Here is a 13,417-nt window from a genome sequence, read left to right as displayed (position 1 = left end):
GCGTTAATTGCGGTTACGGCTGACTTTGACTACATCCGGCATGATACGAATTTTACGCATAATATTAGCCAGATGGATACGATCCCGAGTTGTCAGGCGGATAAACGCGCTGTATACCCGACCATCCTTTTCCTCAGTATTCATGCTTTGAATATTTGATTCAGCAGCATTAATTGCAGCCGTGAGGTTGGCTAAAGCACCTTGCTGATTGAACATATCGACTTTGATTTCGGCAATAAACTCTTGCTCGGTTTCTTTGTCCCATTCAACCGCCATAAACTTCTCAGGTTCTTTTTGATAGCCGCGGATGTTCCGACATGATTCGTGGTGAATCACCAGCCCTTTTCCTGGGCTAATATGGGCGATAATGGGGTCGCCAGGAATAGGTCGGCAGCATTTGGCAAAAGTAATCAGTACGCCATCAGCGCCTTTAATCGGCAATTTTCGGGTACCTGAAGCGGCAATATTGGCTGGGTCGCCGAGTAAGTTCTTGGCGACAACGACGCTCATCGCGTTACCCAAGCCAATTTCAGCCAGCAAATCGTCTACAGATGCCAGCTTCATGCGATCCAGTTCATGTTGGATATTTTCTTGAGGAATATCATTCAGCTTACGCCCGTTGCCCAATGCATGATTTAGCAAACGGCGACCTAGGCTGACGGATTCGTCACGCTTCAGATTTTTCAGCAATTGGCGAATTTTCGCCCTGGCTTTTGAGCTGACGACAAAGTTGAGCCAAGCAGCATTTGGACGAGCGCCCGGAGCAGTAATAATTTCTACAGTCTGACCGCTACTGAGCGATTGTGATAGCGGATAAGGCTGGCGATCAACTCGAGCACCAACGCAGGCATGGCCGATATCGGTATGCACCGCATAGGCGAAATCAACTGGTGTCGCTCCAGCAGGTAACTCGACAATTCGCCCTTCCGGCGTGAAAACATAGATTTCATCGGGGAACAGATCAGATTTAACACTTTCGATAAATTCAAACGAGCTGCCTGCGCTTTGCTGCAATTCCAACAGGCTTTGCATCCAGCGCTGGGCACGGATTTGAGCTGTTGTACCCGATTCGCCCTGTTCCTTATAGGCCCAGTGTGCGGCGACGCCCATTTCAGCCATCTGATCCATATCTTCAGTACGAATTTGTACCTCGACAGGAACACCATGAGGGCCGATCAGTGAGGTATGCAATGACTGATAGCCGTTAGCTTTAGGAATGGCAATATAGTCTTTGACTCGGCCAGGGCGAGGTTTGTACAAGCTATGTGCCTGACCAAGAACCCGGTAACAGGTATCCACTTCCTTCACGATAACGCGGAAGGCGTAGATATCCATAATAGAGTGAAAACGTTGCTCTTTGAGGTTCATCTTGCAATAGATCGAGTAGAGGTGTTTTTCACGGCCACTGACTCGACAAGGAATTCCCGCTTCAGTTAATCTTCCCTCAATCTCTGCCAGAATTTTTTGAATCATTTCCTTGCGGTTACCGCGTGCGGCTTTCACCACTTCTTTGATTACACGATAACGATTGGGATAAAGCGCCTCGAAACCCAGCTCTTCAAGCTCGGTTTTCAAATGATGAATACCCAGTCGATGGGCTAGTGGGCTATAGATTTCGAGGGTTTCACGAGCGATACGGCGGCGTTTATCCGGGCGTAAAGAGCCTAGAGTACGCATATTATGTGTGCGGTCAGCCAGTTTGATCAAAATGACGCGGATATCCTGCACCATCGCCATGATCATTTTGCGGAAGTTCTCCGCCTGAGCCTCTTTCTTGTCGCGGAAGGTTAATTTGTCGAGTTTGGATACACCCTCGACCAACTCGGCTACGCTTTTCCCAAATAACTGCTCCATATCCTGATAAGTAGCAGGTGTATCTTCAATGACGTCATGTAATAACGCCGCCATCAGGGTTTCATAGTCGAGCCGCATCTCTGCCAGAATACAGGCAACGGCCACTGGGTGAGTAATATAAGGCTCACCGCTGGAACGTGTCTGACCCTCGTGAGCATCACGTGCAACAAGATATGCCTGTTTGAGGCGCTTAATCTGCTCCTCGGGCAGGTAACGTTGAATCAGCAGATTCAGGCTTTCAAACAGGTACAAGGCAGACTCACAGTCTAGTGACTAAATTAACGACGACCTTCGGCAATAGCAGTAACCGCTTGAATTTCTGCGGCTTCTTGCTCTTGCTGCTCTTGGCGCTCACGGACATCAAGGATCTGATTAGTGATTAAGCCTTCTTCGATTTCGCGCAGTGCGATAACGGTGACTTTATCGTTTTCTTCGGGAACCAGTGCATCTTTACCGCCTGACTGGATTTGACGTGCCCGACGAGCAGCGACCAACACCAGGTCAAAACGGTTACCAATTTTCTCTACAGCGTCTTGAACAGTTACGCGTGCCATAATTCTGCTACTCCACAGGTGACGAAATGACTGGGCATGATACTGAAACTCTGTTCAGTCTGCCAATAATTTGCTGATTAAAGCGTCATGCCGCTGTTTTTGGCGGTCTAACCGCAGTCGCTCTGCACGAATAATGGTTTTCAGATCGGACAATGCCAGATTGAAATCATCATTTACGATTAAATAATCGTATTCTGCATAGTGACCCATTTCAGCGACAGCTTGTGCCATACGTTTGGCAATGACTTCTTCACTATCCTGCCCGCGGCCACGTAAACGGCGGTCCAACTCTTCTTTCGAAGGTGGCAGAATAAAAATACTGCGAGCGTTTGGCATCTTTCTACGGATTTGTTGGGCACCTTGCCAGTCAATATCCAAAAAGACGTCAACGCCGGTCGATAGAATTTGCTCAATAGCCGCACGTGAGGTGCCATAGTAATTTTCGAATACTTTGGCATGCTCAAGGAAGGCATCATCCTCAATCATCTGGCAAAAATCTTGTTCAGAAACAAAAAAATAATGCTCACCATGATTTTCACCGGGACGTTTTGCACGCGTGGTATGTGAAATAGAAACCTGCGTGTCGTACAGCGGTTGTGTTTTCAGTAAAGCCTGAATCAGGCTTGATTTTCCTGCCCCACTGGGCGCGGAAACAATATATAGCGTGCCTTGAACCATGATGACGTTTCAGTTGATTAGGGTTGATTTATAAAAAGCAGAAGTGTGAATCCTCGCACAGTATACACGGGCGAACCACGTCATGCAGCGTTACAACACATTTCACTACAAGGTTTTGTGTTTAAACAGCCCAAATTACTTATTTTGCGTAAGGGATTCAGCAATTTCAGCTCGTTGCAGCAACGTAAAAAGTATTTATAGAGCTGCGCCGCATTTTCACTTTTAGGTGATTCAATCATACGCGTACAGCGGTTTTACTGTTGTTCACCAAGGACGGTAGAGGTAATAACATGAAGATGATGAGATTTATTGCGGTGATGCTAGGTTGGGTGATCTGTCAGGCTGCTACTGCATCAGAATGTCCAGAATGGTCGGAGCATGAATTAGTCACCGAAATAGCCAAGATGGAGGAGCAGTTTGGACAGTGGGATAAAGCTTACCATCAGCAAGGAAATAGTCTTATTGATGACGATATTTATGATCAATTACACCAACGTCTTAGTCATTGGAAGTCATGTGTAAAAGCATTGGAGCCAGCGGTTAATTCACACATTACGGCTCTGGCCGGGGTTAGCGATAAAGTTACGCATCCGGTCGCTCATACAGGGCTGAAAAAACTGACCGGAAACCTTGCTGCATCCGAATGGATTTTAGCGCGCAAAAATCTTTGGGTTCAGCCTAAGGTAGATGGTGTCGCTGTTACACTAACTTATCTCCAGGGGCATCTGACGCAGGTTATTAGCCGAGGCGATGGAGTCAGAGGGCAAGATTGGACTGATAAGGCACAATATATCTCTGCTATTCCTTCATTGATTTCCCCTGCGCCCCCGCTGTTGGTTTTGCACGGTGAGCTATTTCTGCGAGTACATGATCATCGTCAGAAAGATTCTGGTGGCATTAATGCCCGCGCTTCGGTCGCGGGTGCATTAATGCGAAAATCACCTTCGAGTTTATTATCGCAAATCGGCGTATTCATTTGGGCCTGGCCAGATGGGCCCGCCTCAATGGTGGAAAAACTCAGAACGCTACATCGAATGGGTTTTACTCTGTCTGAAGAATTCAGTGTACCAATCACCTCGTTTACCGATGCCGTTCATTGGCGGAAAATCTGGTTCCAATCTCCATTGCCTTTCGTGACGGACGGCATTGTTATTCGGCAGGAAGAAGAACCGGCAGGTCACTATTGGCAATCACAGCCGGGATATTGGTCCATTGCCTGGAAATATCCGCCGTTTCAGCAGATGGCACAGGTTAAATCCGTTAATTTCACTATTGGTCGAACGGGAAAGATAAGTGCAGTTTTGCACCTTAGTCCGATAAAGCTGGACGATAAATGGGTTAAAGGAGTCAATCTGGGGACTGTGGCACGTTGGAAGCGGTGGAATGTACTACCCGGAGATCAAGTTATCGTTTCATTAGCTGGGCAGGGCATTCCTCGTTTGGACAAGGTGGCATGGCGGGTGGATAAGCGAGATGAAATATCGACACCTGACATGGATCAGTTTCACACTTTTAGCTGTTTTCGTCGTGAGTCTACACTCTGTGAAACGCAATTCATTGCTCGTTTAACATGGCTTAGTGGGCGCTCGGGGCTTGATATGTTGGGGATTAGTTCGGGTATATGGCAGGCATTGACAGCTCATGGTCTGATGGGAGATCTTGCTTCATGGCTAGAGTTAACCCCGGAAATTATTGCAACAGTCCCCGGAATTGGTGAAGTAAAGGCGAATAAAATATATCTACAGTTTCAAAAGGCGAAAACACGCCCTTTCATCAGTTGGCTAGCGGCTTTAGGATTCCCGAAGGCGGCAATAAACCCGCGTGTACCGAAAACTTGGGCGGCTTTACAACAACAGCCTAGGGGAGAATGGCTAACTATGGCGAATATCGGTGCTGGTCGATTGAAACAGATTACCGAATTCACTACTCACCCAGAGATGTTACAGCTAGCTGAGAGGCTGGCTTATCATCAGGTACAGGGATTCAAGTTGTCTGAGTAGCCATTTCTTGTCAGCTATTGTTTGTATAGCATCAATGGTCCTGATGTTCATATTTGAATACAGGTAATCCTAAACGGTAGCGCAGAGCCAGAAGTCGGGCGCTTAACCCGATAACCAGAGTAATACTCACGATCCAATTATGTGATAAAGGAGTGTACTGTAGGGCGATGTAAATCCAGGCGGCTGCAAAAGATACTCCGGCATAGATTTCTTTTTGAAATACCAGAGGAATGCAGTTACAAAGCATATCGCGAAGAACACCACCAAACACGCCAGTGATGACTGCCGCAATTGCCGCAATAATAGAGCTATGTCCCATATCTAGTGCGATTTGTGCACCGATAATTGAGAAAACAATTAATCCAATAGCATCGAGCACTAGAAAAAGATGGCGCAGATGTTTCATTAGAGGTGCTACCCAGGTTGTCACAATGGCAGCAATGGCAACAATGACAATATATTCAGGATGTTTAACCCAGCCTAGCGGATAGTGGCCCAGTAGCATATCTCGCACTGAACCACCGCCAATGGCTGTGGCAGATGCAATGATAATGACACCAAACATATCCATTTGGCGGCGGCCAGCAGCTAAAGCTCCGGTCATGGCTTCTGCTGTGATACCAATAATATAGAGAACGCTAAGCAACATAATTTTTACGCAAAGATAAGAGACAAAGGATGCAGAGTACTGGGCGTCTTGTTCTGGCGCGACTGAGATTTTCTAACTTAGCGTATTTTGGATTAGTTTTTCTAATCATGATTTATGGTATGACGCTATACACTGTAGCTATTGGTGTTTTTTTTGTTTGACTAGTTAATTAGATAATTTACCATTTTTTATGGCGTAATGGCGTAATGGCGTAATGGCGTAATGGCGTAATGGCGTAATGGCGTAATGGCGTAATGGCGTAATGGCGTAATGGCGTAATGGCGTAATGGCGTAATGGCGTAATGGCGTAATGGCGTAATGGCGTAATGCTTTACCGTTATTGTAAGTAAACATAGCCAGATGCTAGTTTCAGACTAACCCTGTTCTATATTAATGAGAGTTTCTTATGTTTATCCGCAGCATTAATTCATATCGTCGTATTACACTGGGCTTTGTCATTATTGCATCAGGATTGTTTTTAAGTGGATGCGTCGAACGCCCTGTGTCAGTAGCAAATTCAGCAACTGTGAAAATAGTTTCACGGGCTTGCCAGCAGGGTGATCCAATGACGCAAACCACCCTTTATTTTGGCCTCAATCGACCGAATGGCCCGGTAATTACAGCGAAGGAGTGGCAATCATTTGTTGATAATGAGGTCACGCCAAGATTTAAGGATGGGCTAACAGTTTTTGATGCCCAAGGGCAATGGTTAGGCCATAACGGGTTAGTGGCGAAAGAAAAGAGTGAGGCTCTGATGTTGATCCATACCAATACTCAAGAAAGTGAGCAGGCAATTGGTACGCTACAGGGAAAGTATAAGACACAGTTTGCACAAGAATCAGTGATGCGTATAGATCACCCTGTTTGCGTTGGTTTTTAGTTTAAGAAGTTAGGCTCTTGGCGTGATCCAAGAGCCTAACTTCCACCTAAAGCATTAAACCGGCAATGGCGGCCGAAAGTAAGCTCACTAGTGTAGAACCATAAACCAATTTTAATCCGAAACGGGAAACGATGTTTCCTTGTTGTTCATTTAACCCTTTAATTGCACCAGCAATAATGCCGATAGAGGCAAAATTGGCAAATGAGACTAAAAATACGGATAGAATGCCCAACCCGCGAGATGAAAGTTCAGCTGTTATCTTTTTCAGTTCTATCATGGCAACGAACTCGTTTGAAACTAATTTAGTTGCCATAATACTACCCGCATGCAATGCATCTTGAGAAGGGATGCCAATTAACCAGGCTAACGGATAAAAAGCATAACCCAGTATTTGTTGGAAACTAACACCGAATATACTGCTAAATAAAGCATTAATAGCTGCAATTAAAGCAATAAACCCAATTAACATCGCGGCGATAATAATGGCAATTTTGAAACCGGCCAGAATATATTCGCCTAACATTTCAAAGAAGCTTTGATCTTCATGCAACTTATCGAGTGTTAATTCAGGTTCATCCGCTGTCGGGTAAGGATTTATCAGAGAGAGCACAATAAATGTGCTGAACATATTAAGTATCAATGCGGCCACGACAAATTTGGGTTCCAGCATTGTCATATATGCGCCGACTATTGACATTGAAACTGTCGACATGGCGGTTGCCGCCAGAGTATACATCTGACGCTTGGAGATATCGGCAATGACGCCTTTATAGACAATGAAGTTCTCTGATTGGCCAAGAATCAGGGTGCTTACAGCATTGAAAGACTCGAGTTTCCCCATGCCGTTAATCTTTGAAAGCAGGGTGCCGATGACGCGGATCACACCGGGCAAAACGCGAAAATGCTGTAAAATACCGATCAATGCCGAGACAAAAACGATAGGGCATAAAACATTGAGGAAAATAAAAGCTAATCCTTGATCATTCATGTTACCAAAAACAAAACTGGTTCCGATTGCTGCAAATTTCATCAGTGTGTCAAAAAATCCAGAAAAGGATTTAATAACGCGGAGTCCAATATCAGAGTGTAGCAAGAAGTAAGCTAAGCCAATTTCGATGGCTAATAACTGAACAATATAGCGTAAGCGGATTTTTTTTCTATCGTTGCTAACAGCTAATGCCAACACAGCAATGACTGCGAGTGCCAAAATAAAATGTAGTACTTGTAGCATAAAGAGTCCGATTAACGTCAAGAAAAGGTAATGCTCATATTCTATCCATAATGACTATTCATTTTCACGATAAATTAATCTTTATACTCATACTCACCACATTAAGTTGACTAACGTATAAACAAACCAAGTAGTTACTTTCATCTGATTCACGGTTTTTGTGATGCGTAAAAAATGTGTATTTTATTAGTTATAGAGTTTTTATCTTTTTTTCTTTTTAACGCTCTTCGCCTATCCAAAAGAATGTCTTTTATATAACGAAATATCTTTTATATCCCTCCCTTTTTCCATCCAGTGACTCACTATTTATTGGCTTGCTTTATTTGAGCCGTTTCGTTTCGGCAGCAAGCTGAATAAGCCAGCAATGGCTTCACTCATGTCTAACTCACTCATTGGATGGAATATATGAAAATGATGAACCTCCCAAGTTGTCGTCCTTTCACCGAAGCGGGCCACCTGTCCCAGGTTTCTGTTTATTATGAAGAGGATCGCAATACCTTATGGATGTTGCTGCGTGCGAATCCACGTCCGTGTTTTAACCTTGAACTGATTGAAAACATTATGACGTTAGCGCAAGCTGCCAAAGAGTCGAAATTACCTATTGATTTTTGGGTGACTGGTTCTGTCGTCCCTCATATGTTTAATGTTGGGGGGGATTTGAGTTTCTTTGCTCAAATGATTAGAAATCGCAAACGGGAAGCGCTGATGGCCTATGCTCGAGCCTGTGTCGATTGCGTTCACGCTGCTTCCCGAGGATTTGATACGGGTGCAATATCAATCGCCATGATTGAAGGTAGTGCTTTAGGGGGCGGTTTTGAGGCTGCTTTAGCACATCACTTCGTGCTTGCGCAAACAACAGCCAGAATGGGATTTCCCGAAATTGCCTTTAATCTATTCCCCGGTATGGGAGGGTACTCGTTAGTGGCAAGAAAAGCTGGTATGCGAGTTGCAGAGCAGCTTATATGGAGTGGGGAGTCACATATCGCTGAGTGGTATGAAAGTCGCGGTCTGGTAGATAAGCTATTTCAGCCTGGGGATGCCTATCTCGCAACCCGTACATTTATTGACACCATTCGGCCAAAACTGAATGGGATGAGAGCCATGATTCGGGTTCGTCAGCGCGTTTTGCAACTAACGCGTTCGGAACTTATGGATATTACAGAGGATTGGGTTGATTCAGTATTCTCTATTGAAGCAAAGGATCTGGCATATATAGAGCGTTTGGTCATGCTACAGAATCGGCATACATCGACGATGCCAAAAGCAATATAGGTCAGGTTTTATCCTCTAAGTCATTAGGAAGATGAGGAGTGTATTTGCTCAGCCAATGCTCCAGTTCTTCTGCGGGCATTGGCTTGGCATAGAGAAAACCTTGTTTCTCATCGACACCAAGTGAGTTCAGAAATTCCTCTTCTGCTGCCGTTTCCACTCCTTCAGCAATTACCCGCATCTGGAGTGTTTCAGCAACAACAGTTATGGCTCGTACCAATGATTGCGCGACCTTGTTTTTGTCTATTCCACGGACAAAGCTTTGATCCAACTTAATGGCATCAATAGGAATTCGGGCTAACTGTGAAAGCGAGGAATAGCCAGTGCCAAAGTCATCAAGGTGGACTTCTGCACCCAGCGCTTTCAGCTGTTTGATAATATTAATTGCCGCATTTTCGTCTTCAATCAGACAGCTTTCGGTTAATTCAACATCTATAGGGCTTGACTGTATGCCACAGGATTCCAGTGATTTTATAAAAGCAGTGATAATCTCTTCATCAACCAACTGGCGAGCTGAGATATTTACCGCAATCCTTAATTTGATGCCTTTCTTTTGCCAGTCGACAGCTTGTTGCATCGCTGTTTGTAATACCCATTGGCCTAAAGGTGCAATTAATCCTGACTCTTCCGCATATGAGATAAACTCTATTGGCGGTATTAATCCGCGTTCTGTAGTACTCCAGCGAACCAATGCTTCAACACTCACGACTTCTCCGGTTCGGGTCGATATTTTGGGTTGGTAGAACACGATTAACTGATGTTGTTCCAGTCCCTTACGTAAATTCGTATCAAGCCACATGTATTCCGAAACTTTTTTATTCATTTCTTGAGAAAATATGGAATAGGTTCGCTTGCCTAGCTCTTTGGCTGTATACATCGCAGTATCCGCGCTGCGAATGATATTCTCTAATGTTTCACCGTGTTGTGGACATAGCGCAATACCGATGGAACAACCGGTGTAAACTTCAATTAAACCGATGCGGAATGGTGCTCTCATTTGGTCAAGAATGCGTTGAGCTGTTTCTTCTAATTCGATAATAGAGGTGTTTTCGATCAAAACGATAAACTCGTCACCGCCCAAGCGAGCTAACATTTCGTTCTCTTTCAGGCAGCTTAATATTGAGAGTGAGACATCTTTGAGTAAGCGATCGCCAAACATATGACCATAATGGTCGTTAACTTTTTTAAAGTTATCCAGATCGAGATAGATAATTCCGACTGAGCTTTCTCCGCGGGTTTGAATGGCGCTATTGATGCGTTCATGGATGGCGTGGCGGTTTGGTAAGCCAGTAATCATATCGGTATTAGCTAAAACTCGTAGTCGCTCTTGGGCGCGTCGTTCTTTAGTAATATCTGTACCAGAACAAATTAAAAACAACTCATTTTTGCCGCTACCACTATGGACAAATTTGTTGCGGAAAAGAAATAGTCGTTTTCCTTTCATCGTATTGACCCAGCGTTCAACCTCGTAAGAAGCACCTCTTTTAAAAAATCCTTCAATGTTTTTTCGAGATGATGCACCTTCTTTTTGTGTCATGAATAATTCAAAAACATTTTTACCGATAACGTCCTGCTCTTTTTTACCAGTATATTCCTCACTCAAACGGTTAAATCGCTGTACTGATCCATTTTTATCAAGAATAACAATAACTGAATTGGCTTCTGATACTACCTGTTCAGCAAAAGAAAGCCCCATAACGAGATCGCGAGCTACAGCCTCAGTATCGGAATACGCGGAGGCTGTTCCTCCCCATTCTTTGTCATTAATTTTGCGTCCAACTAGATGTAAATGAACCGGGTTGCCATAAATAGTGATATGTAACTCTAGGCTGGAAGTAATCGCAGTGAGAGCGCGGACTTTAGCTGTTTGAAGTGATTCAAGGGGTACGGCAATGTTGGTAATGCCTTTGACGGCAGAGAGTTCCAGAGCTTGGCTATCAAAAGCTAAACGCCAAAATGGACTATGGGTGCCAAAATATGTGTTCAGGATCGATGTGTCTTGATCTTCGAACATGAGAGATACCCCGAAAAAGTTCATATGTATCTTGGGTACAGCAAACCGTACTAAAAGATACATTCAGCCAAGACATATCCTGTCGTAGTGATCCCCTGCCGTAATAATTAATAGTGGTGCAGGGCGATTGGACTCCAGGCAATAAATTGTCGCTCTAATTTTTTACTCTGCCTGACATTAGATAATAGCCGTAAATGTGCGAATTGCCCTTATGTCTTAAATTTGTAGCCTGACACAGATTGCATGGATGGGATAGGCATGAAAGATAAAGTTCATCATCAAACCTCTATCTCACTATTTCGTGCTGACTCCAACGTTTGCCCTGCCTGATTGAGAAAATCGATCCATAACCTAGCTCCAGCAGAGAGATATTTTTGCCGGTGGTGACAGAGACTGATTGAGCGGAAGAAACGTTTCTCGGTTTTAATGATAGAGAAGTAGGGTTGGAAGAAAGGATTTTGGATGATGAGTCTCGAAGCGTAGGTGATGCCCAGATTTTGCTGAACAGAGAATAAAATAGAGTCGAAAGTATCCAGCGCTAAAATAACATTTTTGCTAGTTAATAGTGGTGCCAGATTATTTTCGAAATAGCTTCTGCTACCTGAGCCTTGTTCTCGCAAGATCCAGGATTGCTGACTTAATACGGAAAACGGAACCTTTTTTTCCAAAGCGAGGGGGTGATTTTTTGCTGCAATTATGACCATTTCATCAGTTAACCAAGGTGTGAATGAAATATCATTATCATTAATTGCGCCTTCAATAATCGCCAAATCAACATCAAAGTTAAGGAGTTTTTTGATGATATCATTGGTATTTTCGATGGTGATTTTGGGTAACCATTGATGGGTGTTTTTAAACTCGCCTAATAAACCGGGTAAGATATAACTGCCGATCGTTTTACTACACCCCAATAATAATGTCGGCTCTTGTGCCGAATGACTAAAAAGAGCGCTGATTTCATTCATTCGTGATAACAATTCGTCTGCAACCGGTATCAACTTCTCCCCGTCATGATTAATAAAAATACGGGCATGATGACGGTCAAAAAGTGGCTGACCGAGACGCTTTTCAAGTTCGGACAATGTTTGTGACACCGCGCCTTTGGTCATGAAAAGTTGAGCTGCCGCTGCGGTTAAATTATTACTTTGGGCGACCGCCAGAAAAACCTTCAACTGCTTCAATGTGATATCCATTTGTTTAGTTTCTCTAAACGGTAAGTCAATAAAAAAAGGATATCCTGAACAAGGATAAATATCTATATTTGCTCTGTTAATTTATGCTGATTATGGCGGAGCGGTAAAATGCTGAGAATAATACATAGAAAAATTAGAGGATTACCGACACCAATCGCTGGTTTAGCATTAGGTATCTCAAGTATCGGCTGGTGTTTGGAAAATACACTACCTTTACACGGAATGGGGCAGAATATCGGTGCGCTGATCGCGGCGGTACTGTTGTTTGCTGTTGCCAGCAAATTCGTTCTTCATTTCGGAACATTATTATCTGATTTAAAGCACCCGGTGGTAGGGAGTGTTGTTCCTACATTTACAATGGGTTGTATGGTTGTATCTAAGGCGCTAGGTAACTTTAGCGTACTTTCTGGCGAGATATTGTGGTCGTTAGCGGTCATTATACATCTGATTTTCTTGGCGGCCTTTATTTACCATCGGCTACAAGAAATTGAAATGCACCATATGGTACCGAGTTGGTTTGTTCCACCTGTCGGAATTATTGTAGCCAGCGTTGCAGTGCCTAATCAGGCATTCATGGGTATAGCTTATATTCTGCTGATGATTGGCATGTTGAGCTATGCCTGTATGTTACCAATGATGATTTATCGTTTTATGTTCTGCCGTGAAGTTCCTGATGCGGCTAAACCGACAATCGCAATTATGGCTGCGCCTGCAAGCTTGAGTCTGGCAGGTTATTTAACTGTTGTACCAAACCCGTCGTTATTGGTTTGTGCTTTGCTATTTGGTATTGCAATATTAATGACCGCGGTAATTTATATGGCCTTTTTCCGGTTATTAAAACTACCCTTTAGCCCCGGTTATGCTGCTTTTACCTTCCCGATGGCTATTGGGGCAACGGCATTATATAAATTGGCCAATTTGGTGGGTCAATACGAGTTGGCGAGGGATTACAGTTATCAGCTCCATTGTCTGGCAACATTCGAAGCGGCTGTTGCCACGCTGATTATCTTCTATGTGGCTGTACGATATGTATTTAACTACAGTGTATTTAATTGGAGCTTACGCGTAACCAGCGAGTAACTCTCCAGCACTCAA

Annotated in this window: 12 protein-coding genes; 4 read left to right on the top strand and 8 right to left on the bottom strand. The window is 44.0% G+C overall.

Annotated features, from left to right (window positions below):
- Nucleotides 1-3: 3 nt before the first annotated feature.
- From spoT to gmk, 3 genes are read right to left on the bottom strand one after another with little or no spacing between them, the layout of a single operon-like run.
- Nucleotides 4-2,106, bottom strand: coding sequence for a bifunctional GTP diphosphokinase/guanosine-3',5'-bis pyrophosphate 3'-pyrophosphohydrolase (gene spoT, locus DJ39_RS02170; RefSeq protein WP_004721257.1), 2,103 nt, complete (start codon nucleotides 2,104-2,106; stop codon nucleotides 4-6).
- 26 nt (nucleotides 2,107-2,132) lie between these two features.
- Nucleotides 2,133-2,408, bottom strand: coding sequence for a DNA-directed RNA polymerase subunit omega (rpoZ, locus tag DJ39_RS02165; protein ID WP_004392061.1), 276 nt, complete (start codon nucleotides 2,406-2,408; stop codon nucleotides 2,133-2,135).
- Nucleotides 2,409-2,462: 54 nt separating this feature from the next.
- The gene (gene gmk, locus DJ39_RS02160; RefSeq protein ID WP_004721255.1) at nucleotides 2,463-3,086 is read right to left on the bottom strand and encodes a guanylate kinase; all 624 of its coding nucleotides are present in this window, start codon (nucleotides 3,084-3,086) and stop codon (nucleotides 2,463-2,465) included.
- Between the two features lie 290 nt (nucleotides 3,087-3,376).
- Between gmk and ligB the strand changes: the two genes are divergently transcribed.
- The gene (gene ligB, locus DJ39_RS02155; RefSeq protein WP_004721251.1) at nucleotides 3,377-5,086 is read left to right on the top strand and encodes an NAD-dependent DNA ligase LigB; all 1,710 of its coding nucleotides are present in this window, start codon (nucleotides 3,377-3,379) and stop codon (nucleotides 5,084-5,086) included.
- Between the two features lie 31 nt (nucleotides 5,087-5,117).
- On the opposite strand, the gene DJ39_RS02150 is transcribed toward ligB, so the two are convergent.
- Entirely contained in the window at nucleotides 5,118-5,735 is a 618-nt protein-coding gene (locus DJ39_RS02150; RefSeq protein ID WP_004721249.1) for a trimeric intracellular cation channel family protein, read from the bottom strand.
- A 165-nt stretch (nucleotides 5,736-5,900) separates the two neighbouring features.
- Nucleotides 5,901-6,089 (bottom strand): hypothetical protein, encoded by a 189-nt coding sequence (locus DJ39_RS02145; protein ID WP_038251124.1) that lies wholly within the window; start codon nucleotides 6,087-6,089, stop codon nucleotides 5,901-5,903.
- Between the two features lie 52 nt (nucleotides 6,090-6,141).
- On the opposite strand from DJ39_RS02145, the gene DJ39_RS02140 reads away from it, so the two are divergent.
- Nucleotides 6,142-6,615, top strand: coding sequence for a DUF3574 domain-containing protein (locus DJ39_RS02140; RefSeq protein ID WP_004721244.1), 474 nt, complete (start codon nucleotides 6,142-6,144; stop codon nucleotides 6,613-6,615).
- A gap of 46 nt (nucleotides 6,616-6,661) precedes the next feature.
- On the opposite strand, the gene DJ39_RS02135 is transcribed toward DJ39_RS02140, so the two are convergent.
- Nucleotides 6,662-7,846, bottom strand: coding sequence for a NupC/NupG family nucleoside CNT transporter (locus DJ39_RS02135; protein WP_004721242.1), 1,185 nt, complete (start codon nucleotides 7,844-7,846; stop codon nucleotides 6,662-6,664).
- Between the two features lie 405 nt (nucleotides 7,847-8,251).
- Between DJ39_RS02135 and DJ39_RS02130 the strand changes: the two genes are divergently transcribed.
- Nucleotides 8,252-9,118 (top strand): crotonase/enoyl-CoA hydratase family protein, encoded by an 867-nt coding sequence (locus DJ39_RS02130; protein WP_038244746.1) that lies wholly within the window; start codon nucleotides 8,252-8,254, stop codon nucleotides 9,116-9,118.
- A 1-nt stretch (nucleotide 9,119) separates the two neighbouring features.
- Here the strand turns inward: DJ39_RS02130 and pdeR are convergent, their stop codons facing one another.
- Nucleotides 9,120-11,129 carry a cyclic di-GMP phosphodiesterase gene (gene pdeR, locus DJ39_RS02125; protein WP_004721238.1) on the bottom strand — a complete coding sequence of 670 codons (2,010 nt, stop codon included), beginning with the start codon at nucleotides 11,127-11,129 and terminating at the stop codon, nucleotides 9,120-9,122.
- 278 nt (nucleotides 11,130-11,407) lie between these two features.
- On the bottom strand, nucleotides 11,408-12,322 hold the full coding sequence (locus DJ39_RS02120) for a LysR substrate-binding domain-containing protein (protein ID WP_004721235.1): 915 nt from the start codon (nucleotides 12,320-12,322) through the stop codon (nucleotides 11,408-11,410).
- Nucleotides 12,323-12,430: 108 nt separating this feature from the next.
- Here DJ39_RS02120 and DJ39_RS02115 point away from each other — a divergent pair, with 108 nt between their 5' ends.
- On the top strand, nucleotides 12,431-13,402 hold the full coding sequence (locus DJ39_RS02115) for a TDT family transporter (protein ID WP_004721232.1): 972 nt from the start codon (nucleotides 12,431-12,433) through the stop codon (nucleotides 13,400-13,402).
- Nucleotides 13,403-13,417: the final 15 nt, after the last annotated feature.

It is taken from the genome of Yersinia ruckeri ATCC 29473, assembly GCF_000754815.1.
Classification (GTDB): domain Bacteria; phylum Pseudomonadota; class Gammaproteobacteria; order Enterobacterales; family Enterobacteriaceae; genus Yersinia; species Yersinia ruckeri.
Note: the sequence above shows the minus strand (reverse complement) of the source record. Positions and strands in the feature narration are given on the sequence as shown.

What these genes read in the sequence shown, in the direction of transcription:
- rpoZ (WP_004392061.1), bottom strand. Translation starts at nt 2,408, where the DNA reads ATGGCACGCGTAACTGTTCAAGACGCTGTAGAGAAAATTGGTAACCGT.
- gmk (WP_004721255.1), bottom strand. Translation starts at nt 3,086, where the DNA reads ATGGTTCAAGGCACGCTATATATTGTTTCCGCGCCCAGTGGGGCAGGA.
- ligB (WP_004721251.1), top strand. Translation starts at nt 3,377, where the DNA reads ATGAAGATGATGAGATTTATTGCGGTGATGCTAGGTTGGGTGATCTGT.
- DJ39_RS02150 (WP_004721249.1), bottom strand. Translation starts at nt 5,735, where the DNA reads ATGTTGCTTAGCGTTCTCTATATTATTGGTATCACAGCAGAAGCCATG.
- DJ39_RS02145 (WP_038251124.1), bottom strand. Translation starts at nt 6,089, where the DNA reads ATGTTTACTTACAATAACGGTAAAGCATTACGCCATTACGCCATTACG.
- DJ39_RS02140 (WP_004721244.1), top strand. Translation starts at nt 6,142, where the DNA reads ATGTTTATCCGCAGCATTAATTCATATCGTCGTATTACACTGGGCTTT.
- DJ39_RS02135 (WP_004721242.1), bottom strand. Translation starts at nt 7,846, where the DNA reads ATGCTACAAGTACTACATTTTATTTTGGCACTCGCAGTCATTGCTGTG.
- DJ39_RS02130 (WP_038244746.1), top strand. Translation starts at nt 8,252, where the DNA reads ATGAAAATGATGAACCTCCCAAGTTGTCGTCCTTTCACCGAAGCGGGC.
- pdeR (WP_004721238.1), bottom strand. Translation starts at nt 11,129, where the DNA reads ATGTTCGAAGATCAAGACACATCGATCCTGAACACATATTTTGGCACC.
- DJ39_RS02120 (WP_004721235.1), bottom strand. Translation starts at nt 12,322, where the DNA reads ATGGATATCACATTGAAGCAGTTGAAGGTTTTTCTGGCGGTCGCCCAA.
- DJ39_RS02115 (WP_004721232.1), top strand. Translation starts at nt 12,431, where the DNA reads ATGCTGAGAATAATACATAGAAAAATTAGAGGATTACCGACACCAATC.